The sequence below is a fragment of the Pseudomonas sp. P106(2024) genome (assembly GCF_057480815.1).
Genome location: NZ_JBLIYU010000003.1, coordinates 249,862 through 271,591 on the forward strand (window position 1 = coordinate 249,862; position 21,730 = coordinate 271,591).

Annotated in this window: 20 protein-coding genes and 5 tRNA genes; 18 read left to right on the top strand and 7 right to left on the bottom strand. The window is 65.8% G+C overall.

Annotated elements, in window-relative coordinates; all coding sequences use genetic code 11:
- Nucleotides 1–768, bottom strand: a complete 768-nt coding sequence (locus tag AC25M7_RS07310; protein WP_028691717.1) for a hypothetical protein — start codon at nucleotides 766–768, stop codon at nucleotides 1–3.
- 433 nt (nucleotides 769–1,201) lie between these two features.
- Between AC25M7_RS07310 and AC25M7_RS07315 the strand changes: the two genes are divergently transcribed.
- The 6 genes from AC25M7_RS07315 to AC25M7_RS07340 all read left to right on the top strand — a co-directional run bounded on the left by AC25M7_RS07315 (nucleotide 1,202) and on the right by AC25M7_RS07340 (nucleotide 2,235).
- Nucleotides 1,202–1,277: transfer RNA gene (locus tag AC25M7_RS07315), tRNA-Glu, on the top strand.
- 4 nt (nucleotides 1,278–1,281) lie between these two features.
- Nucleotides 1,282–1,357: transfer RNA gene (locus AC25M7_RS07320), tRNA-Gly, on the top strand.
- 92 nt (nucleotides 1,358–1,449) lie between these two features.
- Nucleotides 1,450–1,525 (top strand) — tRNA-Glu (locus AC25M7_RS07325).
- Between the two features lie 5 nt (nucleotides 1,526–1,530).
- Nucleotides 1,531–1,606 (top strand) — tRNA-Gly (locus AC25M7_RS07330).
- Nucleotides 1,607–1,686: 80 nt separating this feature from the next.
- A tRNA-Gly gene (locus AC25M7_RS07335) sits at nucleotides 1,687–1,762 on the top strand.
- Nucleotides 1,763–2,010: 248 nt separating this feature from the next.
- The gene (locus tag AC25M7_RS07340; protein ID WP_028690968.1) at nucleotides 2,011–2,235 is read left to right on the top strand and encodes a hypothetical protein; all 225 of its coding nucleotides are present in this window, start codon (nucleotides 2,011–2,013) and stop codon (nucleotides 2,233–2,235) included.
- A 63-nt stretch (nucleotides 2,236–2,298) separates the two neighbouring features.
- Here AC25M7_RS07340 and AC25M7_RS07345 read toward each other — a convergent pair whose 3' ends face one another.
- The 4 genes from AC25M7_RS07345 to AC25M7_RS07360 form a co-directional block, all read right to left on the bottom strand.
- Nucleotides 2,299–2,709 (bottom strand): PA2817 family protein, encoded by a 411-nt coding sequence (locus AC25M7_RS07345; protein ID WP_028690969.1) that lies wholly within the window; start codon nucleotides 2,707–2,709, stop codon nucleotides 2,299–2,301.
- 199 nt (nucleotides 2,710–2,908) lie between these two features.
- Nucleotides 2,909–5,356, bottom strand: a complete 2,448-nt coding sequence (locus tag AC25M7_RS07350; RefSeq protein ID WP_062361651.1) for an acyl-CoA dehydrogenase — start codon at nucleotides 5,354–5,356, stop codon at nucleotides 2,909–2,911.
- A gap of 206 nt (nucleotides 5,357–5,562) precedes the next feature.
- A complete protein-coding gene (locus tag AC25M7_RS07355; RefSeq protein WP_028690971.1) occupies nucleotides 5,563–5,802 on the bottom strand; it encodes a DUF3077 domain-containing protein in 240 nt (79 codons plus the stop codon).
- Nucleotides 5,799–6,038 carry a hypothetical protein gene (locus tag AC25M7_RS07360; RefSeq protein ID WP_486970898.1) on the bottom strand — a complete coding sequence of 80 codons (240 nt, stop codon included), beginning with the start codon at nucleotides 6,036–6,038 and terminating at the stop codon, nucleotides 5,799–5,801. Before AC25M7_RS07360 ends, AC25M7_RS07355 begins: the two co-directional genes overlap by 4 nt.
- Before the next feature lie 546 nt (nucleotides 6,039–6,584).
- On the opposite strand from AC25M7_RS07360, the gene AC25M7_RS07365 reads away from it, so the two are divergent.
- The 3 genes from AC25M7_RS07365 to AC25M7_RS07375 all read left to right on the top strand — a co-directional run bounded on the left by AC25M7_RS07365 (nucleotide 6,585) and on the right by AC25M7_RS07375 (nucleotide 9,049).
- Nucleotides 6,585–7,208 (top strand): glutathione S-transferase, encoded by a 624-nt coding sequence (locus AC25M7_RS07365; RefSeq protein WP_486970899.1) that lies wholly within the window; start codon nucleotides 6,585–6,587, stop codon nucleotides 7,206–7,208.
- Between the two features lie 132 nt (nucleotides 7,209–7,340).
- On the top strand, nucleotides 7,341–8,273 hold the full coding sequence (locus AC25M7_RS07370) for an ABC transporter ATP-binding protein (RefSeq protein ID WP_028690973.1): 933 nt from the start codon (nucleotides 7,341–7,343) through the stop codon (nucleotides 8,271–8,273).
- Entirely contained in the window at nucleotides 8,270–9,049 is a 780-nt protein-coding gene (locus tag AC25M7_RS07375; protein ID WP_028690974.1) for an ABC transporter permease, read from the top strand. The genes AC25M7_RS07370 and AC25M7_RS07375 overlap by 4 nt, the downstream gene beginning before the upstream one ends.
- Here AC25M7_RS07375 and AC25M7_RS07380 read toward each other — a convergent pair.
- Entirely contained in the window at nucleotides 8,933–9,574 is a 642-nt protein-coding gene (locus tag AC25M7_RS07380) for a DUF2062 domain-containing protein (protein WP_139121109.1), read from the bottom strand. The genes AC25M7_RS07375 and AC25M7_RS07380 overlap by 117 nt on opposite strands.
- 144 nt (nucleotides 9,575–9,718) lie before the next feature.
- Here AC25M7_RS07380 and AC25M7_RS07385 point away from each other — a divergent pair, with 144 nt between their 5' ends.
- The 8 genes from AC25M7_RS07385 to murB all read left to right on the top strand — a co-directional run bounded on the left by AC25M7_RS07385 (nucleotide 9,719) and on the right by murB (nucleotide 16,649).
- Entirely contained in the window at nucleotides 9,719–11,935 is a 2,217-nt protein-coding gene (locus AC25M7_RS07385) for a DNA internalization-related competence protein ComEC/Rec2 (protein ID WP_486970900.1), read from the top strand.
- A 182-nt stretch (nucleotides 11,936–12,117) separates the two neighbouring features.
- Nucleotides 12,118–12,753: a MotA/TolQ/ExbB proton channel family protein gene (locus tag AC25M7_RS07390; protein WP_028690976.1), complete on the top strand. Its 636-nt coding sequence runs from the start codon at nucleotides 12,118–12,120 to the stop codon at nucleotides 12,751–12,753.
- Nucleotides 12,750–13,184, top strand: coding sequence for an ExbD/TolR family protein (locus tag AC25M7_RS07395; RefSeq protein ID WP_028690977.1), 435 nt, complete (start codon nucleotides 12,750–12,752; stop codon nucleotides 13,182–13,184). The genes AC25M7_RS07390 and AC25M7_RS07395 overlap by 4 nt, the downstream gene beginning before the upstream one ends.
- A complete protein-coding gene (gene lpxK / locus AC25M7_RS07400; RefSeq protein ID WP_186597288.1) occupies nucleotides 13,184–14,188 on the top strand; it encodes a tetraacyldisaccharide 4'-kinase in 1,005 nt (334 codons plus the stop codon). Before AC25M7_RS07395 ends, lpxK begins: the two co-directional genes overlap by 1 nt.
- Nucleotides 14,189–14,222: 34 nt before the next feature.
- Nucleotides 14,223–14,408, top strand: coding sequence for a Trm112 family protein (locus AC25M7_RS07405; protein ID WP_011532874.1), 186 nt, complete (start codon nucleotides 14,223–14,225; stop codon nucleotides 14,406–14,408).
- Entirely contained in the window at nucleotides 14,405–15,169 is a 765-nt protein-coding gene (gene kdsB, locus AC25M7_RS07410) for a 3-deoxy-manno-octulosonate cytidylyltransferase (RefSeq protein ID WP_028690979.1), read from the top strand. The genes AC25M7_RS07405 and kdsB overlap by 4 nt, the downstream gene beginning before the upstream one ends.
- Nucleotides 15,169–15,633: a low molecular weight protein-tyrosine-phosphatase gene (locus tag AC25M7_RS07415; RefSeq protein ID WP_486970901.1), complete on the top strand. Its 465-nt coding sequence runs from the start codon at nucleotides 15,169–15,171 to the stop codon at nucleotides 15,631–15,633. Before kdsB ends, AC25M7_RS07415 begins: the two co-directional genes overlap by 1 nt.
- On the top strand, nucleotides 15,630–16,649 hold the full coding sequence (gene murB / locus AC25M7_RS07420) for a UDP-N-acetylmuramate dehydrogenase (protein ID WP_486970902.1): 1,020 nt from the start codon (nucleotides 15,630–15,632) through the stop codon (nucleotides 16,647–16,649). The genes AC25M7_RS07415 and murB overlap by 4 nt, the downstream gene beginning before the upstream one ends.
- A gap of 112 nt (nucleotides 16,650–16,761) precedes the next feature.
- Here murB and rne read toward each other — a convergent pair whose 3' ends face one another.
- Complete coding sequence (gene rne / locus AC25M7_RS07425; RefSeq protein WP_486970903.1) at nucleotides 16,762–19,977, bottom strand: ribonuclease E; 3,216 nt, start codon at nucleotides 19,975–19,977, stop codon at nucleotides 16,762–16,764.
- A gap of 796 nt (nucleotides 19,978–20,773) precedes the next feature.
- On the opposite strand from rne, the gene rluC reads away from it, so the two are divergent.
- Nucleotides 20,774–21,727, top strand: a complete 954-nt coding sequence (gene rluC / locus AC25M7_RS07430; protein ID WP_028690983.1) for a 23S rRNA pseudouridine(955/2504/2580) synthase RluC — start codon at nucleotides 20,774–20,776, stop codon at nucleotides 21,725–21,727.
- The last annotated feature ends 3 nt before the right edge of the window (nucleotides 21,728–21,730 follow it).

The following is a 21,730-nucleotide window of genomic DNA, read 5'->3' on the forward strand; positions in this document are numbered from 1 at the left end:
TCAGTCGTAGATGACCTTCTTCTTCCAGGTCTCATCCTCGTCGGTCTTGAGCCCTTGGGTCAGCGCGTTCTGTTCATTCTCCGCCGGTTCCATCTGGTCCAGCACCTGGGCATTGGCCCGGTTCAGCAGTTTCTCAAGGTAGGTCAACTGCTCTTCATACTGCTTGGGCTCAGGCTGCTTGCGCAGGTACTGCACGCCACGCTCGAAGGCCAGGCGCGCCTGGCCTGGCTGGTTCTGCTGCAGGGCCTGCTGGCCGAGGTTGTTGAAGAACTCGATATGCAGCAGCACGAGGATATGACGGATTTCCTTGACCCAATACTTGCCTTCGTTGGTCGCCAGGAAACCTTCCTGAGTGGCACGCACGATCTGGTTGTGCAGCAGTTCCAGCAAAAAGCGCACGTCCTTGGCCTTTACCTCGGTCTGGATGGGCGAGGGTGGGTTACTGACCGGTATCCTCTCGCCTTGGGCGATCAGCCCTTCCAGCTCGGCGATGCGTGCCTTGAGGTCGCCACTGTGCTTGTCCAGGGCCAGCTGGCGCTGGTTGAGGTTCAGTTCGAGGCGGGTCAGCAGCAGTTTGAGCGCGGGCGTCATGAATTGCCCGGGGAAGGTCTCGGTGATTTCGCCGCAACGGCGCAGGCGGTCGGCCAGCTCGACCTTGAGCCGTGCGCGCTCGAGCTTGCCGTTCTCGACCACATTGTTGAGGTAGCCGATCACGATCAGCAGCGCGATACCCGCAACGATAAGCAGGGTGATCAGAAGTGGTGTCACCGTTAACGCCTCATGAAGAAGTTTTGCATCTATCGAGAGTGTAGTGAGTCCGCCCGAAAGCGAACAGTGCAGCCTGGCGGACAGTCCTGCTCGCCCTTGAATCCATGAAGCATTCGTGGGAGCGGGCTAGCCCTGCGATCAGGCCCTCAAGCCTTGCTTGTATGTATCGGCCCATCATCCAAAACCTACAGATAGTGGCACATCGCTACGAGCTTGCCGAGCCAACGTCAGAAAAGCAACGCCAATCCCCGGACGCATCCTGCACCACCACCCATGACGACGGGAAGTCATTGATTTAAATAAATTTCTACAAAGGGGTTGACGACCTTCCAAGGCATCCATAGAATGCGCGCCACTTGCAGCGTAAAGCACACAGCGAAACGCGGCAGAGAGTGAAAGCAAGCAGTACTTTAATAGGTAATGCGAGCAGTGTGTCCCCTTCGTCTAGTGGCCTAGGACACCGCCCTTTCACGGCGGTAACAGGGGTTCGAGTCCCCTAGGGGACGCCATATTGCGGGAATAGCTCAGTTGGTAGAGCACGACCTTGCCAAGGTCGGGGTCGCGAGTTCGAGTCTCGTTTCCCGCTCCAGTTTCTCCGGCACTGCTTCGGCAGGGCAGGAAAAGAAAATCCAGGCTGAATCGTGAGGTTCATGTTCTGGTGCGCTGAAAAGCGTCGGCTTAGTCCCCTTCGTCTAGTGGCCTAGGACACCGCCCTTTCACGGCGGTAACAGGGGTTCGAGTCCCCTAGGGGACGCCATATTTGCGGGAATAGCTCAGTTGGTAGAGCACGACCTTGCCAAGGTCGGGGTCGCGAGTTCGAGTCTCGTTTCCCGCTCCAGTTTTGACGCATCGTTCCGACGGTGCCGGTGCTGAAGGTCGTCAAGGCGCTTCAGGCCACATGCGGTAAAGCTTCACCCTGCGGGAATAGCTCAGTTGGTAGAGCACGACCTTGCCAAGGTCGGGGTCGCGAGTTCGAGTCTCGTTTCCCGCTCCACATTGAAAACGCCACTTCGTTTGAAGTGGCGTTTTTTTTTGCTCGCGTGGTTGGTTTTTGGGGCGAGCTGGCTCAGCACACCTATCAATTTTGCTAGTTGGCGAATGTCGTCTGAGGGCGTACAACGGCATGGCGCTACTCGTTACGTGCCCGATGTTCGTACTCATACCATCAGTTATTACTCTGTCGGGGGAGAATGTTGGGCGCGCCTGATCTCACTCCATTCTGCCTTGAACAAGGAAGGAGCAATGACCGTGACGATCGAAAAGACGGATTTGGAAGTCCAGCTGGAGATATGTAAACGGGCGGTCGATGCGTGGAGGCGTTATGAAGAAAGTAAAGGGCAGCAGCCCCCTTCTCAGGTAGAACGACTTCGACTGGAAGCAGAGTTCTTATGTTCTTCGGCGCATCATTTTTTCGGGGGTAAGGCTAGGATTCCCCCTGATTTGCTAGATCGTGATTTGGCGGAGTGAATTCACTTGTCCCGCTCAGGTGATTGGGGTTCCCGGCCCAAATGGGGCCGGGATGCATCTACATCAGTGAATATCACCCTGAGCAGGCTTGGCTAGCAGTTGCTTTTCTTGGTGCCAATCAAACGCTTCGCCGTTCTGCTCTGCCTCGTAGCGTCGCTCTTCCAGCGTCTGGTAAAGCTCCAGCTCGTCATCCGGCATGAAATGCAAGCAATCCCCACCAAAGAACCACAGCAGATCACGCGGTACCAGATGGGCGATCTGGGGATAGCGCTGGATCACCTGGCAGATCAGGTCCTGGCCCAGGTACTGGCTTTGCAGCGGGTCCTGCGGCAGCAGGGTGAGCAGCTCGTCGAAGCGCTCGAGGAACAGGGCGTGGCTTTCCTCCGGGACCTGTTCGGCTTCACCCAGCGCGGCCAGGATGGTGCGCAGGTGGTGGAGCAGTTGCAGGTGGTATTCCAGGTGGGGGTTGGCCATGGCGGCGGTCCTCGGGGTGGTTGAAACGGGGGGCGGAGTATACGCCGGTTTTGCATAGGCTGGCAGCGTAGCTGCCTGTGCTGGCCTCATCGAGGGGCAAGTCGCATCGGCGCACCGCCGCTCCCACGCCAATCGCATATTTGGCGTGGGAGCGGCGGTGCGCCGATGCGACTTGCCCCGCGATGCGGTCGACCAATGCTCAGCGCACTTTGCCTGCCTCGGGCAGCAGCACGTCCTTGTCAAACGCATCCACATCGATCACCACCCGCCGCGCCTGCTCGGCCTGATGCAGGCGCTGGCCTTCCTCCGCCTGCAACACGCCCGCTTCGATGGCGGCGTCGATCACCGACTGCCCCGGTGCCGCCTGCACCTTGCCTTCCTTGACCGCCTGATGCAGGGCCTTGTGCAGTGGAGCGGCATCGTCCAGCAGGTCGCAGGCTGTCTGCAGCGCGGCCACTGGGTCGCCGTCGGCCTGAGGCCTGAAGCAGCCCGCCAGCAGCTCTTCCAGCGCCGGGTCGCCTTTGCGGCGGCCGATCAGCGCCGCCACCTCGGCGTCCAGCTCATCGCTGGGCCCGGTATGCCGGCGGCCGAACGGGAACACCAGCACCCGCAGGGCGCAGCCCAGGAAGCGGTTGGGGAAGTTGTCGAGCAGCGCGTCCAGCGCGTTCTCGGCCTGCCCCAGGCTTTCCTCCAGCGCCCAGCGCAGCAGCGGGCGCAGGTACTCGGGCGAGCCTAGGTCGTGGTAGCGCTTGAGCGCGGCGCTGGACAGGTACAGGTAGCTGAGCACATCGCCCAGCCGGGCGCTCAGGCGTTCGCGGCGCTTGAGCGCGCCGCCCAGCAGCATCATCGACAGGTCGGCCAGCAAGGCGAACGCCGCCGCCTGGCGGTTGAGGGCGCGGAAGTAGCCCTGGCTCAGGGCATCGCCCGGGACCTTCTCGAAATGCCCCAGGCCCAAACCCAGCACCAGGGTGCTGGCGGCGTTGCCGGCGGCGAACAGGATGTGCTGCAGCAACAGGTCGTCGAACTCGTTCAGCGCCTGGTCGTGGTCCTCGCGCCCGGCCAGGGCCATTTCCCTGAGCACGAACGGGTGGCAGCGGATCGCGCCCTGGCCGAAGATCATCAGGTTGCGCGAGAGGATGTTGGCCCCCTCGACGGTGATGAAGATCGGCGCGCCTTGCCAGTTGCGGCCCAGGTAGTTGTTCGGGCCCATAATGATGCCCTTGCCGCCGTGCACGTCCATGGCGTGCTGGATGCACTCGCGACCGCGCTCGGTGAGGTGGTACTTGAGGATCGCCGACAGCACCGAGGGTTTTTCCCCGAGGTCGACAGCCTTGGCGGTGAGCAGGCGGGCGCTGTCCATCAGCCAGGCGTTGCCGCCGATGCGCGCCAGGGATTCCTGGATGCCTTCGAAGGCGGCCAGCGGCACGTTGAACTGTTCGCGCACCCGGGCGTACTGGCCGGTGACGAGGCTTGTGTACTTGGCCGCGCCCGTGCCGACCGCCGGCAGGGAGATCGAGCGGCCCACCGACAGGCAGTTCATCAGCATCATCCAGCCCTTGCCGAGCATGGCCTGGCCGCCGATCAGGCAATCCAGCGGCACGAATACGTCCTTGCCGCTGTTGGGGCCGTTCATGAACGCGGCCCCCAGTGGCAGGTGGCGTCGGCCGATCTCCACGCCGGGGAGGTCGGTGGGGATCAGCGCCAGGCTGATGCCCAGCTCGGTCTGCTCGCCCAGCAGGTGGTCGGGGTCGTAGGCCTTGAAGGCCAGGCCCAGCAGGGTGGCTACCGGGCCGAGGGTGATGTAGCGCTTCTCCCAGTTCAGACGCAGGCCGATGACGTCTTCACCCTGCCACTGGCCTTTGCAGATGACGCCGGTGTCGGGCATGGCCCCGGCGTCGGAGCCAGCCAGGGGGCCGGTGAGGGCGAAGCAGGGGATGTCGTCGCCACGGGCCAGGCGCGGCAGGTAGTGGCTGCGTTGCTCGTCAGTGCCGTAGTGCAGCAGCAGTTCGGCCGGGCCCAGCGAGTTGGGCACCATCACCGTGGAGGCCAGATCGCCGCTGCGGGTGGCCAGTTTCATCGCCACCTGGGAGTGGGCGTAGGCCGAGAAGCCCTTGCCGCCGTACTCCTTGGGGATGATCAGGGCGAAGAAGCCATGCTGCTTGATGAAGTCCCAGGCTTGCGGCGGCAGGTCGAGGTCCTGGCCGATCTGCCAGTCGCTGACCATGGCGCACAGCTGCTCGGTGGGGCCGTCGATGAAGGCCTGTTCCTCCTCGCTGAGCCTGGGTGCGTCGTAGTCGAGCAGGGTGTTCCAGTCGGGGCGGCCGCTGAACAGGTGGCCGTCCCACCACACGGTGCCGGCGTCGATGGCTTCGCGCTCGGTCTGCGACATTGGCGGCAGGGTACGCTGGAACCAGTTGAACATCGGCGCGGTGAATAGTTTACGGCGCAGCTCCGGCAGGGCGAAGAAGGCCGTCTTGGCGGCGATCACTACCCAGATCAGCGCCAGCAGCCAGCCTGGCGCGGTGCTGAAGATGCCCATCAGCAGGGTGTACGCGGCGATGGCCGCGAGGATTTGCAGGGGCGCCAGGCGCCGGTGCAGTAGATACGCGGCGCCAAGCACCAGGACCAGCAACCACAACAGCAGCATGATTCTTCCTCCTTGGAAGCGGGGGGCGGGGGCGATCCACAGAGCTTAGACGTGTTGGGGTGGATGGCCTGCCTAGGAGATGACAGGGTGGGGCGCTGGGAGTTCGGTAGGGAATGTCATGCAGTCATCGCGGGGCAAGCCCGCTCCCACGCCAGATATGCAATGTGGGCGTGGGAGTGGGCTTGCCCCGCGATGCGGTCATCAGATCATCTGGAGCGGTTCAACCCCACCTCCATATCATCGATCAGCGCCTTGGCCATGGCGCTGAGGATCCGCGCCGAGCTGCCGGCCAGCAGGTCGCCTTCCATCTCCGCCTCGCAGGTCAGGTGGCGGATGCAGCCGAGCAGCACCGACAACTCGCTGAAGGCGTCTTCGAAGGTAACACCCGGCTCGACCTTGAACAGGTCCAGGCAGGTGGTGCGGCCCGCGGTATGCCCGCGGCTCATGGCTGCACCTGCGGTTTGTGCTCGAGCAGGGCGCAGGCGAGCTGGCCGAGGTAGTCGCTGGCGATGAACAGGCGGTCCTGGACTTCGCCGGGCTCGGTCTTGAAGTAGATGTCGAGGACGTCGGAGATGGCGGTGGCCACTTCGACGGCGGCGGCCATGGCGTCGTCGCGGGGGAGGGGGGGGCGGATGGTGATGAAGTGGCAGAGACGGGGTGGGTCTGGGACGATTTTTTTCATGGTCGAGCTTCCTTGTGGTTACGAGTAACCACCACCCGCATCCTTTCTCACGAGATCAAGGTGGCAGCCATGTACGGGGTGAGAAATCCGGGCCACAAGGTAAACCCGGCCAGACCGAAGTCTGCCCGTACACGGCCACCATGACGGAGGCGCGTTACCGTTGTGGAAATCGGGTTTCTCACACCCGGTCACCCAATTGGGCGACCCGATGAAGTTATCCCCGGGGTATTTCCCCGACAACGCGGCGGCTTCCGGCAAGTGCGTAGGATAGTTCCCAAGCTTTGCTGGCTGAAGCATTTGGTTTCAGGTTCGGAAATGTCTGACAGTCTTTGAGATCGCCGGGGCTGCTGCGCAGCCCTTTCGCGACACAAGGCCGCTCCCACAGGGACCGCGCCATGGCAGAGCTGGCGTATACCCTGTGGGAGCGGCCTTGCCGAGGCGTCGGACCGGTCGGAAAGGGCCGCAAAGCGGCCCCCCGGTTTCACTGGCACCGCCCACCGCTTGGAGTAGACTGACCCCCCTCCCGCATTCATTAAGGACGTTGCCATGCTGAAGATCTGGGGCCGCAAGAATTCGAGCAATGTGCGCAAGGCGTTGTGGATCGCCCACGAGCTGGGCCTGGACTTCGAGTCCATCGATGCCGGCGGCGCCTTCGGCGTGGTCAACGAACCGCACTACCGGGCCCTGAACCCCAACGGCCTGGTGCCCATGCTCGAAGACGGCGACCTGGTGCTGTGGGAGTCCAACGCCATCGTGCGCTACCTATGCGCCGAGTACGGCGCCGAACAAGGCTGGTACCTCGACGACCCGCGCCAGCGCGCCCTGGCCGACAAGTGGATGGACTGGACCACCTCGTCCTTCGCCGGCCCGTTCCGCCCGCTGTTCTGGGGCCTGCTGCGCACCCCCGAGGACCAGCGCGACTGGGTGGCGATCAACGCCGCGCACAAGCAATGCGCCCAGTTGCTGGCCATCGCCGACGAGACCCTGGCCAGGCAGCCGTACCTCTCCGGCGAGCAGATCGGCATGGGCGACATTCCCCTGGGCAGCTTCATCTACGCCTGGTTCGAAATGCCGATTGAACGCCCGGCCATGCACCACCTCCAAGCCTGGTACGAGCGCCTCAAGCAACGCCCGGCCTACCAGGCGGGGGTGATGAGCGCCCTGACGTGACGCCACTTCGATAGTCACTATCGATACATGTGACTGTACTTGTGCGGCCAGCCCTTGCACCATGGCCGCACTCACTGCGCCAGTGACTTCACCTGGCGTGTCCCGCACCCTTTTCTCGGTACCCGACCCGCTATGAGTTCCGCCCTGTCCATCCGACAGCTGACCAAGACCTACGGCAACGGTTTCCAGGCCCTCAAGGGCATCGACCTGGACGTTTCCGAAGGCGACTTCTTCGCCTTGCTCGGCCCCAACGGCGCCGGCAAGTCCACCACCATCGGCATTCTCTCGACCCTGGTGAACAAGACCAGCGGCACGGTCAACGTGTTCGGCCACGACCTGGACCGCGAGCCTGCGGCGCTCAAGCGCTGCCTGGGCGTGGTGCCCCAGGAGTTCAACTTCAACCAGTTCGAGAAGACCTTCGACATCGTCGTCACCCAGGCCGGCTACTACGGCATCCCGCCCAAGGTGGCCAAGGAGCGCGCCGAGCAGTACCTGACGCAGCTCGGGCTGTGGGACAAGCGCGACGTGCCGTCGCGTTCGCTGTCCGGCGGCATGAAGCGCCGGCTGATGATCGCCCGGGCGCTGATCCACGAGCCGCGCCTGTTGATCCTCGACGAGCCGACCGCCGGGGTGGACATCGAGCTGCGCCGTTCGATGTGGAGCTTCCTCACCGAGCTCAACCAGAAGGGCATCACCATCATCCTCACCACCCACTACCTCGAAGAGGCCGAGCAGCTGTGCCGCAACATCGGCATCATCGACCACGGCACCATCGTCGAGAACACCAGCATGCGCCAGTTGCTGGGCAAGCTGCACGTCGAGACCTTCGTCCTCGACCTCAAGCACGACCTGCCCGCCGCGCCTGAGCTGCAGGGCTACCCGTGCCGGCTGATCACCCCGCACACCCTGGAGGTGCAGGTGGACAAGGACATTGGCATCACCGCGCTGTTCGGCCAGCTGGCGCTGAAGAACATCGAGGTACAAAGCCTGCGCAACAAGACCAACCGACTCGAGGAGCTGTTCGTGTCCCTGGTGGAAAAGAACCTGTCGAAGGTGGCCGTATGAGTGTGGAACTGCGCACCAACTGGGTCGCCCTGAACACCATCGTCTACCGCGAAGTGCGGCGCTTCTTGCGCATCTGGCCGCAGACCCTGCTGCCACCGGCCATCACGATGGTGTTGTACTTCGTGATCTTCGGCAACCTGATCGGCCGGCAGATCGGCGACATGGGCGGCTTCACCTACATGGAGTACATCGTGCCGGGGCTGATCATGATGTCGGTGATCACCAACTCCTACGGCAACGTGGTGTCGAGCTTCTTCGGCAGCAAGTTCCAGCGCTCCATCGAGGAGCTGATGGTGTCGCCGGTGTCGCCGCACACCATCCTCGTCGGCTATGTGCTGGGCGGTGTGCTGCGCGGGCTGGCGGTGGGGGTGATCGTGACCATCCTGTCGCTGTTCTTCACCCACCTGCAGGTGCATCACCTGGGTGTGACCATCGTCGTGGTGCTGCTGACCGCGACCATCTTCTCGCTGCTGGGCTTCGTCAACGCGGTGTTCGCGCGCAACTTCGACGACATCTCGATCATCCCGACCTTCGTGCTGACGCCGCTGACCTACCTGGGCGGGGTGTTCTACTCGATCAACCTGCTGCCGCCGTTCTGGCAGACCGTGTCGCTGGCCAACCCCGTGCTGCACATGGTCAACTCGTTCCGCTACGGCATCCTAGGGGTGTCGGACATCAGCATCGGCACGGCGATCAGCTTCATGCTGGTGGCCACCGCGCTGCTCTACCTGCTGTGCGTGCGCCTGCTGGTCAGCGGCCGCGGCATGCGTGCCTGAGCTTCGGGTGAGGGCACAACGGCACTGGCGCCGGCGCCACTGCCGGCCCACCCACCAGCGCCAGTAGCCCATGGTGGTGAAGTAGGCGAGCACGCCGAGCACCACCCCGCACACCACCGAGCCCAGCAGGAACGGTTGCCAGATCGTCGCCAGCTGGTCGGTGACCCAGTCGACGGTGATTTCCTCGGGCAGCGTGCGCGGCGGCACCTGCATCAGCCAGGCGCCGGTCATGTAGGTGACGAAGAACACCGGCGGCATGGTCAGCGGGTTGGTCAGCCACACCAGGCTCACCGCGATTGGCAGGTTGCCGCGCACCGGGATCGCCAGCGCGGCGGCCAGCAGCATCTGCATGGGGATCGGGATCAGCGCCGCGAACAGGCCGACGCCCATGGCCCGCGCCACCGAATGGCGATTCAGGTGCCACAGGTTGGGGTCGTGCAGCAGCTTGCCGAAAAAGCGTAAGGACTTGTGTTCGCGGATGCTGGTCGGGTCCGGCATGTAGCGTTTGAACAGACGGCGCGGCATGTGGGCTCCCGGCGGGGTTGAAGGGCGTCAGTATGCCTTGATTGAAGCGCAGCCTCGTTCAGAGTTTGTGACAATTGTTTAGCAGGTTTTTTCCGCCGATCAGCTAAGCCTCAGGGGCCGTTTTCGCTTCTGGAGCTCTATCTCATGCGCACAGGGATGCTGGCGCTGGTCCTCGGGCTGTTGAGCCTGCGCTTTTTACCTGCCCTGCCACCGGTCGGATGGCTGATTCCATTGCTGTTGCTGGCCCTGGCCTGCCTGCGCACCCGGGCCAGGCCGCTGGGCTGGTTCGTGCTGGGTGGCTGCTGGGCCTGCTGGTCGGCGCAGCAGGCCCTGGACGACCGCCTGCCGGCCGCGCTGGATGGCCGCACGCTGTGGCTGGAGGGGCGGGTGGTCGGCCTGCCGACCCGTACCGAGCGCGGCGTGCGTTTCGAGCTGGAGCAGCCGCAGTCACGTCGGGCCCGGTTGCCGCAGCGGGTGCAATTGAGCTGGTTCGAGGGGCCGCCGCTGCGAGCGGGGGAGCACTGGCGGCTGGCGGTCAACCTGCGTCGGCCGAAGGGCCTGCTCAACCCCCATGGCCCGGATCAGGAGGCCACGCTGTTGGCGCGGCGGGTCGGTGCCACCGGCACGGTCAAGGCCGGCATGCGCCAGGGCGAGGAGGCCAGCAGTTGGCGCGACGGCCTGCGCCAGCGCCTGCTGGCCACCGATGCCCATGGCCGTGAGGCGGCGTTGGCCGCCCTGGTGCTCGGGGATGGCGCAGGCCTGGCGCGGGAGGACTGGCAGGTGCTGCAGGCCACCGGCACGGTACACCTGCTGGTGATTTCCGGGCAGCACATCGGCTTGCTGGCCGGATTGGTCTACGGGCTGGTGGCGGGGCTGGCGCGCCTGGGGGGGTGGCCACGGCGCCTGCCGTGGCTGCCCTGGGCCTGTGGCCTGGCGATGGCGGCGGCATTGGGCTACGGCTGGCTGGCGGGGTTCGGCGTGCCGGTGCAGCGGGCGTGCCTGATGCTGGCGGTGGTGCTGCTCTGGCGCTTGCGCTTTCGCCATCTGGGCGTCTGGGTGCCGTTGCTGATGGCGCTGTCGGGCGTGCTGCTGGTCGAGCCGCTGGCCAGCCTGTTGCCGGGTTTCTGGCTGTCGTTCGCTGCCGTGGCGGTGCTGGTGCTGTGTTTTGCCGCCCGGCTGGGTGCCTGGCGGCCCTGGCAGGCCTGGACCCGCGCCCAGTGGGTGATCGCCGTGGGGTTGCTGCCGGTGCTGCTGGCCTTGGGGCTGCCCGTCAGTCTCAGCGCGCCGCTGGCCAATCTGCTGTCGGTGCCGTGGCTCAGCTGGGGCGTGCTGCCGTTGGCGTTGCTGGGTACGGCCCTGCTGCCGGTGCCTGGGCTGGGGGAGGGGATGCTGTGGCTGGCGGGCCTGTCGTTGGATGGGTTGTTTGCCGTGCTGACGCGATTGGCAGGGCTGCGGCCGGCCTGGATTCCCGAGCCACTGCCGTTGTGGGCCTGGCTGCTGGTGTGCCTGGGCGCCGTGCTGGTGTTGCTGCCCCGGGGCGTGCCGTTGCGGGCGCCGGGCGTGGTCCTGCTGTTGGCGCTGTGGGCGCCACGCGAACAGGTGCCGCCGGGGCAGGTGGAGGTCTGGCAGCTGGATGTGGGGCAGGGCCTGGCGGTGCTGCTGCGCACCCGCAATCACGCGCTGCTGTATGACGCAGGCCCGGCCCAGGGTGGCAGTGACCTGGGCGAGACGGTGGTGCTGCCGACCTTGCGCAAGCTTGGGGTGAAGGCGCTGGATGTGATGCTGATCAGCCATGGCCATGCCGACCATGCCGGTGGGGCGGCGGCCGTGCGGCGTGGGGTTTCGGTGGCGCGAGTGCTGGCCGGCGAGGTTGCCGGGCTGGAAGCGGCCTCGCTGTGCCGCAGTGGCGAGCGCTGGCAGTGGGATGGCGTCGATTTCGAGCTCTGGCACTGGCCGCAGGGGGCTTCCAGCAACGAACGCTCCTGTGTGTTGCGCGTGCAGGCCAAGGGCGAACGCCTGCTGCTGGCCGGGGACATGGAGGCCGGTGCGGAGCGGGCCTGGCTGGCCGCGACCGACGATCCTCGGGTGGACTGGTTGCAGGCGCCGCACCATGGCAGCCGCACGTCGTCCAGCGAGCCGTTCGTCCAGGCCACGGCGCCGCGCGGGGTGTTGGTTTCCCGGGGGCGGCACAATGGTTTCGGGCATCCCCATGGGCAGGTGGTCGAGCGCTATCGCCGGCACGGGGTGGTGATGCATGACACGGCGTTGGAGGGGGCATTGCGGTTGGTGCTGGGGAGTCGGGGTGGGGTGGAGGGTGTGCGCAGGGAGCGGCGGTTCTGGCGTGAGGTTGACGAGGGCTGAACCGACGCCATCGCGGGGCAAGCCCGCTCCCACGCAGGTCCGCTCACACGATGGTTTCGCGCTGGCGTGGGAGCGGGCTTGCCCCGCGATTACGCGGACCGAACGTTTCCCTGACCTCCGGCAGATGAGCCCCAGGCGGTCCTATGGTAGAGTGGCGGCCTTTTTCCGAGGGGATGCTAACTGTGTGGGAATTGGTCAAGTCCGGTGGCTGGATGATGCTGCCGATCATCCTGAGCTCGATCGCCGCCATGGCGATCGTCGTCGAGCGCCTGTGGACCCTGCGCGCCAGCCGTGTCACCCCGCCGCACCTGCTGGGCCAGGTGTGGATGTGGATCAAGGACAAGCAACTCACCAGTGACAAGCTCAAGGCTCTGCGCGCCGACTCGCCGCTGGGCGAGATCCTCGCCGCGGGCCTGGCCAACTCGCGCCACGGCCGCGAGATCATGAAAGAGTGCATCGAGGAGGCCGCCTCGCGGGTCATCCACGAGCTGGAACGCTACATCAGCACCCTCGGCACCATCGCCGCCATGGCCCCGCTGCTGGGCCTGCTGGGCACCGTGCTGGGCATGATCGACATCTTCAGCGCCTTCATGGGCTCGCAGATGACCGCCAACGCCGCCGTCCTGGCCGGGGGGATCTCCAAGGCCCTGGTCACCACCGCGGCCGGCCTGATGGTCGGTATCCCGGCGGTGTTCTTCCACCGCTTCCTGCTGCGCCGCATCGATGAGCTGGTGGTGGGCATGGAGCAGGAGGCGATCAAGCTGGTGGAAGTGCTGCAGGGCGACCGCGAAGTGGAAGTGGCCGGAGGCAAGGCGTGAAGTTCCGGCGCAATCGCCAGCGCGAGAACGTCGACATCAACCTGGCGTCGTTGATCGACGTGGTGTTCGTGCTGCTGCTGTTCTTCGTGGTCACCACCACCTTCACCCGCGAGACCCAGCTGCGTGTCGAGTTGCCGGAGGCCAGCAGCGCCGAGCAGCCGCCGGCCGACCAGGGCAAGCTGGTGGAGATCACCATCAGCGCCGACGGCGTGTACTCGGTGAACAACCACCTGCTGCCCAAGAGCGACCTGGACACCCTGACCGAGGCGATCGAGAAGGAATCCGGCGGTGACATCACCCTGCCGCTGGCCATCAGCGCCGACGGCAAGACCCCGCACCAGGCTGTGATCACCGCAATGGACGCGGCCGGCAAGCTCGGCTTCAGCAAGTTGCGCATGACCACCGTCGAGGCCGCGCAGGGCAAGCCCTGATGGCCTTCGCCGACCGTCTGCTCGCCGCCTGGTACGCCGGGCACCCGGCGCTGGCCCTGCTGCGGCCGCTGGAGGCCCTGTACCGTCGCGTGGTGACGCGCAAGCGCGCGCGCTTCCTCAGCGGCGAAAGCCCGAGCTACCGTGCCCCAGTACCGGTGATCGTGGTGGGCAATATCACCGTCGGCGGTACCGGCAAGACGCCGATGATCCTCTGGCTGATCGAGCATTGCCGCCGGCAGGGGCTCAAGGTCGGCGTGGTCAGCCGTGGCTATGGCGCCAAACCACCGCACTATCCCTGGCGCGTCCAGGCTGACCAGCCTGCGGACCAGGCCGGCGACGAGCCCTTGCTGATCGTCCAGCGCACCGGCGTGCCGCTGGTGATCGACCCCGACCGTTCCCGTGCCGTGCAGGCCTTGCTGGCCAGTGATGCGCCGGACCTGATCCTGTGCGACGACGGCATGCAGCATTACCGCCTGGCTCGCGACCTGGAGCTGGTGTTGATCGACGCCGCCCGGGGCCTGGGCAATCACCGCTGCCTGCCGGCCGGCCCGTTGCGCGAGCCGGTCGAGCGCTTGGGCGAGGCCGACGCGGTGCTGTTCAACGGCGCCGAGACCGACCGCGCCGACGGCTTCGCCTTCCGCCTGCAACCCTCGGCGCTGATCAACCTGCGCAGCGGCGAGCGCCGCGAGCTCGACCTGTTCCCGCCTGGCCAGGCGCTGCACGCCGTGGCCGGCATCGGCAATCCGCAACGTTTCTTCAACACCCTGCTGGGGCTACACTGGCAGCCGGTGCCGCACCCTTTCGCCGACCATGCGCCCTACAGCCGTGAAGTGCTGTCGTTCAGCCCGCCGCTGCCGCTGGTGATGACCGAGAAGGATGCGGTGAAATGCCGGCCCTTCGCCGCCGACGACTGGTGGTACCTGGCGGTCGACGCCGTGCCGACGCCCGCCTTCAGCGCCTGGTTCGACGCCCAGCTCGACCGCCTGCTGCCCGGCCGCCCCTGAGCCTTTTTTCATTTTCCGTCGCAAGGACACCTCCATGGACACCAAACTGCTCGATATCCTGGCCTGCCCGATCACCAAGGGCCCGCTCAAGCTTAGCGCCGACAAGACCGAGCTGATCAGCAAGGGCGCCGGCCTGGCCTATCCGATCCGCGATGGCATCCCGGTGATGCTGGAAAGCGAGGCGCGCACCCTGACCGACGAAGAGCGCCTGGACAAATGAGCCTGGACTTCACCGTGGTGATTCCCGCCCGGCTGCGCTCCACGCGCCTGCCGGGCAAGCCATTGCTGCCGATCGCCGGCAAGCCGATGGTCCAGCATGTGTGGGAGCAGGCGCGCAAGAGCGGCGCCAGCCGCGTGGTCATCGCCACCGACGATGCCAGCATCGTCGAGGCCTGCCAGGCGTTTGGCGCCGAGGTGCTGCTGACCCGTGCCGACCATGAGTCGGGCACCGATCGCCTGGCCGAGGTCGCCGCCCAGCTGGGCCTGGCCGCCGATGCCATCGTGGTCAACGTCCAGGGCGACGAGCCCCTGATACCGCCGGTGATCATCGACCAAGTGGCGGCCAACCTCGCCGCGCACCCGGAGGCTGGCATCGCCACCCTGGCCGAGCCGATCCACGCCCCGGAAACCCTCTTCAACCCCAATGCGGTCAAAGTGGTCAGCGACAAGCACGGCCTGGCCCTGACCTTTAGCCGCGCGCCGCTGCCCTGGGCCCGCGACGCCTTCGCCCACAACCGCGACCAACTGCCGGAAGGCGTGCCTTATCGCCGTCATATCGGCATGTACGCCTACCGGGTGGGCTTCCTCCAGGACTTCGTCGCCTGGGGCCCATGCTGGCTGGAGCAGACCGAATCGCTGGAGCAGCTGCGCGCTCTGTGGCACGGCGTGCGCATCCATGTCGCCGACGCCATCGAGGCGCCGGCCGTGGGCGTGGACACCCCTGAAGACCTGGAGCGCGTTCGGCGCTTGCTGGAGGCCTGATGCGCGTTTTGTTCGTCTGCCTCGGCAACATCTGCCGCTCGCCGACCGCCGAAGGCGTGCTGCGCCATCAGCTCGAGGCCGCAGGCCTGGGTGATGTGGTGCAGGTGGCCTCCGCCGGCACCGGCGACTGGCATGTCGGCAAGGCGCCCGACAGTCGCACGTGCAAGGCCGCCCTGGCCCGTGGCTACGACCTGTCGCGCCAGCGTGCCCAGCAGATCAAGGCGGCGCATTTTGCCGAGTACGACCTGGTCCTGGCCATGGACAAGAGCAACCTGGGTAACCTGCAGGCCCTGCGTCCGCACAACGCCAAGGGCGAGCTCGACCTGCTCCTGCGCCGCTATGGCGCGGCCCTGGACGAAGTGCCGGACCCTTACTACGGCGGTGCCGAAGGCTTCGAGCAGGTCCTGGACCTGATCGAGGCGGCCTGCCGCGAGCTGGTCGTGGAAATCAAGGGGCGGTTATGACGGTGCACTGGCAGGAGCGCGTGTCGCTCAAGCCCTACAACACCTTCGGCATCGATGTCAGTGCCCGCTACTTCACCCAGGCCCATGACGACGACGAAGCCCGCCAGGCCCTGGCCCAGGCCGCCGAGCGGCAGGTGCCGGTGCTGGTGATTGGCGGCGGCAGCAACCTGCTGTTGTCCCGCGATGTCGAGGCCCTGGTGCTGCGCATGGCCAGCCGTGGCCGACGCCTGCTCAGCGATGATGGTGAGCGGGTGGTGGTGGAGGCCGAGGCCGGCGAGCCCTGGCACCCGTTCGTGCAGTGGAGCCTTGGGCAGGGCTTGTGCGGGCTGGAAAACCTCAGCTTGATCCCCGGCACCGTGGGCGCCGCGCCGATGCAGAACGTCGGTGCCTATGGCGTGGAGATCAAGGATGTGTTCGCCGGCTTGACCGCGCTGGACCGCGAGACCGGCGAGCTGCGGGATTTCTCGTTGGAAGAGTGCGCGTTCGGTTATCGCGACAGCGTGTTCAAACGCAACCCCGGGCGCTGGCTGATTGTACGCGTGCGCTTTGCCTTGAATCGTACCTTGCAGGCACACCTGGACTACGGCCCGGTGCGTGAGCGCCTGGCGGAGCAGGGCGTCGAGCAGCCGACCGCGCAGGCGATCAGCGACGCGATCTGCAGTATCCGTCGGGAGAAACTGCCGGATCCGGCTGAGTTGGGCAATGCAGGGAGCTTCTTCAAGAACCCGGTGGTGTCCGCTGAGTTGGCCGAGCGTATTCGTGCCGGGCATCCTGGCGTGGTGGCCTATCCCCAGGCCGATGGCCAAGTGAAGCTGGCGGCCGGCTGGTTGATCGAGCAGGCGGGGTGGAAAGGCTATCGCGATGGCGATGCGGGGGTGCACCGCTTGCAGTCGTTGGTGCTGGTCAACTACGGCCAGGCGAGCGGGGCGCAGTTGCATGCGCTGGCGCGGCGGATCCAGGCGGATATCCTCAAGCGCTTCGGGGTTGAGCTGGAGATGGAGCCGAACCTGTACTGATGGGGTGGCCTGGGCTTGCCCCGCGATCACCGGCAGAGCCGGTGCCATCCACCGGCAAAGAAAAAGCCCCGCCAGTTCGCACTGGCGGGGCTTTTTCATTCAGCCGAGGCTATCAACCGTGATGAGGCTTGTGCTCGTCAGCGGTTTCCAGGGCTTCGGCCGGGGTAGCCTGGGCGGCGGCCAGAGCAGCGGCGGCGGCTTCGGCTTCACGCTTGCGGCGACGCACTTCACGCGGGTCGTTCGGCGCACGGCCGTTCGGCAGCATGATGGTGGACGGCTCGACCGGTGCTTGCTCGGCAACCACGGCTGGCGCAGGCTCGGCCACCGGGGCTTCGACCGCTTCAGGCTGGGCTTCGACGGCTTCAGCTACCGGGGCAGGCTGTTCGGCGACTGGCGCCTTGGCTTCAACCGCTTCGGCAACCGGTGCCTTCTCGATCTCGCCCGCTTCCACTACTGGGGCTTGCACGACCGCGGCCGGCTCGACCGCTGCCTCGACAACGGCGGCGGCCGGCTGCTCGGCGGCGGCTTCTTCGACCACAGGCTGTGGCGCCACTTCGACGACAGGCTCGATGCTCGGCTCGGCAGCGACCACTGGCTCGCTGACAGGCTGCTCGACCACCGGGGCGATGGCGACCTGCTCGGCCACGACTTCGGTGATTTGCACCTGGGTCTCGGCGACAGCGGCGCTGGCGCGTTCGGCCTGCTGGTTGGCTTGGGCCTCGGCGTCGGCGCTGATGTTGCTGGTGGCAACGGCAGCGATCACGGCTGTACCGGCGGCCAATTCAGCACCCAGCTCGGTGGCCTGGTGCTGTTGTGGCTGCTCTTCGCCGGCGTCTTCGTCGCCGCCGTCGATCAGCTCGCCATTGGCGTTGCGCTGGCGCTCACGACGGTTGCTGCGACGACGCTGGCCACGGGAACGGCGGCGTGGACGCTCGCCATCGGCGCCTTCCTGCTCGTCCTGTAGCAGCTCTTCGTTCGGCAGTTGCTCCTCGGCGAGCTCCACGGCCTGTTCGGCGGCCTGCACCTCAGGGCGCAGCTGGCGCTCTTCGCGTGGGGCACGTTCTTCACGCGGTGCACGCTCTTCGCGGGGGGCACGTTCTTCACGCGGTGCACGCTCTTCGCGGGGGACGCGTTCTTCACGCGGTGCACGCTCTTCGCGAGGGGCGCGCTCTTCGCGTGGAGCACGTTCTTCACGCGGTGCACGCTCTTCGCGTGGCGCGCGCTCTTCACGGGCTACGCGTTCTTCGCGTGGCGCACGCTCTTCACGCGGTGCGCGTTCTTCGCGGGCAGTCGGTGCGGCGTCCAGTGGCTCGCGCAGTTCGCGCACGCGCTCTTCGCGGTTGCCGCGGCGATCTTCACGCGGCTGGCGCGGTTGACGGTCTTCGCGTGGCGCACGTTCTTCACGCGGGGCACGCTCTTCGCGAGGCTGACGCTCTTCACGCGGGGCGCGCTCGCCGCGCTCTTCGCGTGGCTTGCGGTCTTCTTCGCGACGGCCGTTACGGTTGCGGCTCTGCTGGCGACCGTTACGGCGCTCTTCGTTACGTGGCGAGCGTTCGGTGGCTGGCTTCTCGGTGGTGGCGACCGGTGCGGCGGCAGGCTCTTCCTTGCCGGCGAACAGGCTGACCAGCGACTTGACCAGGCCTTTGAACAGGCTCGGCTCGGCGGCGACAGGGGCGGCGACCGGCGCGGCAGGGGCCGGCTGCTCTTCAGCGGTTGTCGGCACCGGGGCGTTGGCGCGGGCCGGCGCGGTCTTGACCGCGGCTTCCTGGCGCACCAGGGTGCGGGTGGCGGTCGGCTGCGGCGCTTCTTCGGTCTCGGCGGAGGCGATCTCGTAGCTGGACTGGTTGTTCAGCACGTCGGGGTTGTCGTCGCGCAGGCGCTGGACTTCGAAGTGCGGGGTTTCCAGGTGATCGTTCGGCAGGATGATGATGCGTGCGCGCGTGCGCAGTTCGATCTTGGTGATCGAGTTGCGTTTCTCGTTGAGCAGGAAGGCGGCCACCGGGATCGGTACCTGGGCGCGCACTTCGGCGGTGCGGTCCTTCAGTGCTTCTTCCTCGATCAGGCGCAGGATCGCCAGCGACAGCGACTCGACGTCACGGATGATGCCGGTGCCGGAGCAGCGTGGGCAGACGATGCCGCTGCTTTCGCCCAGCGATGGACGCAGGCGCTGACGGGACATTTCCAGCAGGCCGAAGCGCGAGATGCGGCCAACCTGAACGCGAGCGCGGTCGGCCTCGAGGCACTCACGCACGCGCTCTTCGACAGCGCGCTGGTTCTTGGCCGGGGTCATGTCGATGAAATCGATGACGATCAGGCCGCCGATGTCGCGCAGGCGCAGCTGACGAGCGATCTCTTCGGCCGCTTCCAGGTTGGTCTGCAGGGCGGTTTCTTCGATGTCGCTGCCTTTGGTGGCGCGCGCCGAGTTGATGTCGATGGACACCAGGGCTTCGGTCGGGTCGATGACGATCGAGCCGCCGGACGGCAGGTCGACCACGCGCTGGAAGGCGGTTTCGATCTGGCTTTCGATCTGGAAGCGGTTGAACAGCGGCACGCTGTCTTCGTACAGCTTGACCTTGCTGGCGTACTGCGGCATCACCTGGCGAATGAAGGTCAGGGCTTCTTCCTGGGCGTCGATGCTGTCGATCAGCACTTCGCCGATGTCCTGGCGCAGGTAGTCGCGGATGGCGCGGATGATGACGTTGCTTTCCTGGTAGATCAGGAACGGCGCGGCGCGGTCTTGCGAGGCTTCCTTGATGGCGGTCCACAGCTGCAGCAGGTAGTCGAGGTCCCACTGCATTTCTTCGCTGCTGCGGCCCAGGCCCGCGGTGCGCACGATCAGGCCCATGTCGCCCGGAACGGTCAGGCCGTTCAGCGCTTCGCGCAGTTCGTTGCGCTCTTCGCCTTCGATGCGGCGGGAGATGCCACCGGCGCGCGGGTTGTTGGGCATCAGTACCAGGTAGCGGCCGGCCAGGCTGATGAAGGTGGTCAGGGCGGCGCCTTTGTTGCCGCGCTCTTCCTTCTCGACCTGGACGATGACTTCCTGGCCTTCGCTCAGGACTTCCTTGATGTTGACCCGGCCTTCAGGGGCTTTCTTGAAGTATTCGCGGGAGATTTCCTTCAGCGGCAAGAAGCCGTGTCGTTCGGAGCCGAAGTCGACGAAGGCCGCTTCGAGGCTGGGCTCGATCCGGGTGATCTTGCCTTTGTAGATGTTGGCCTTTTTCTGCTCGCGGGCGCCGGACTCGATGTCCAGGTCGTAGAGACGTTGGCCGTCCACCAGGGCTACACGCAACTCTTCGGGCTGAGTTGCGTTAATCAGCATTCTTTTCATGTTGTACCGTCGGTTTCCGGGCTGCCGGAAACGGCGTGCGGCACACACGACTTGTCAGGGTCGGTGCCAAGGTGCGCAAAGGGTGGCGGGCCACCCCCGTGTCTGGCGACGTTCGGCACCAGCCGGTTGCCCAGCCTGCCGTTGTCGCGACGACGCGTCCTGTTTTGCGGTGCCAAAAGACCTGTCGAGCTTTTCGAAGGTTATCCGAATCAATCGAGCGGGCCTGGTGCACTCAGTCAGGAGGAGGAATCAACCGGTCGTCCGTGGACGCCACCAGGGCGTCTGTTCAGGACCTTGTCCGCTCATTGCCCGTTGAGTGGGGCGCTGGGGCGGGTTCGGTGCCACACGGTCCGAGGGCTGTACATCTCCACCCTGCACGTATCCCTGAAAATTCGGTGCTGCCGCGCGCTGAATCCGCAACGGGTTGCATTTTTCGCCAGCCCGGTTCCGGGCTGGCGCCATAACATATCCAAGGCAGGTATTTCCGAAGCATTCGCCCGAATGCGCGGAAACGACGGTGGCGGGCAGAGGTACGGCGAAAAGAATCGGGATAAGCAGGTGAAACACCGCACTTGTCGTTTTTTTTCGGTCTTCTCTACACAGCGCTGGTGGCGATTCCAGGCATTTAGTTAAACTGGCGAACGCTCCGTAGGACGGCCTCGCGTCCTCGGGAATTGCGATGGTCAGGGCCGGCGTAGAGCCTGGTGCCGCTGGCCTGCCGCTTTTGGCGGCGTTCGCGACTATAGCAGCAATGATTAAGTGCTTCAATTCCATAAAAAATTGTTATGATCCCGCCATGACGACCAATACCCCCCCGACTTCCGGCGTTCAGCTGATCGAAGTCCCGCCGGAGCTTGCCGGCCAGCGCATCGACAATTTCCTCATCACGGCCCTCAAGGGCGTGCCCAAGACCTTGGTCTACCGCATCCTGCGCAAGGGTGAGGTGCGGGTCAACAAGGGCCGGATCAAGCCCGAGTACAAGCTGCAGGCCGGCGATGTGGTGCGCGTGCCGCCGGTGCGCCTGCCCGAGCGCGACGAGCCGGCGCCGGTGGCCCAGGGGCTGCTGCAGCGCCTCGAGGCGGCCATTGTCTATGAGGACAAGGCGCTGATCGTGATGAACAAGCCGGCCGGCATCGCCGTGCACGGCGGCAGCGGCCTGAGCTTTGGCGTGATCGAGGCGCTGCGCCAACTGCGCCCGGACGCCAAGGAGCTGGAGCTGGTGCATCGCCTGGACCGCGACACCTCGGGCCTGCTGATGATCGCCAAGAAGCGCAGCATGCTGCGCCACCTGCATGCCGCCCTGCGCGGCGATGGCGTCGACAAACGCTACATGGCGCTGGTGCGCGGCCATTGGCCGACCTCGAAGAAGCAGGTCAATGCGCCGCTGCAGAAGAGCAACCTGCGTTCCGGCGAGCGCATGGTCGAGGTCAACGACGAGGGCAAGGACGCGCTGACGATGTTCCGCGTGCTGCGCCGCTTCGGCGAGTTCGCCACCATTGTCGAGGCGCGGCCGATCACTGGGCGTACCCACCAGATTCGCGTGCATACCCTGCATGCCGGGCACATGATCGCCGGCGACAGCAAGTACGGCGATGAGGACTTCACTCGCGAGATCCGCGAGCTGGGCGGCAAGCGTCTGTTCCTGCATGCCTACCAGCTGACCGTGCCGCTGCCCGATGGTGGCGAGCTCAAGCTCGAGGCGCCGGTGGACGAGATGTGGGCCAAGACCATCGAGCGACTGGCGTCCTGAGCC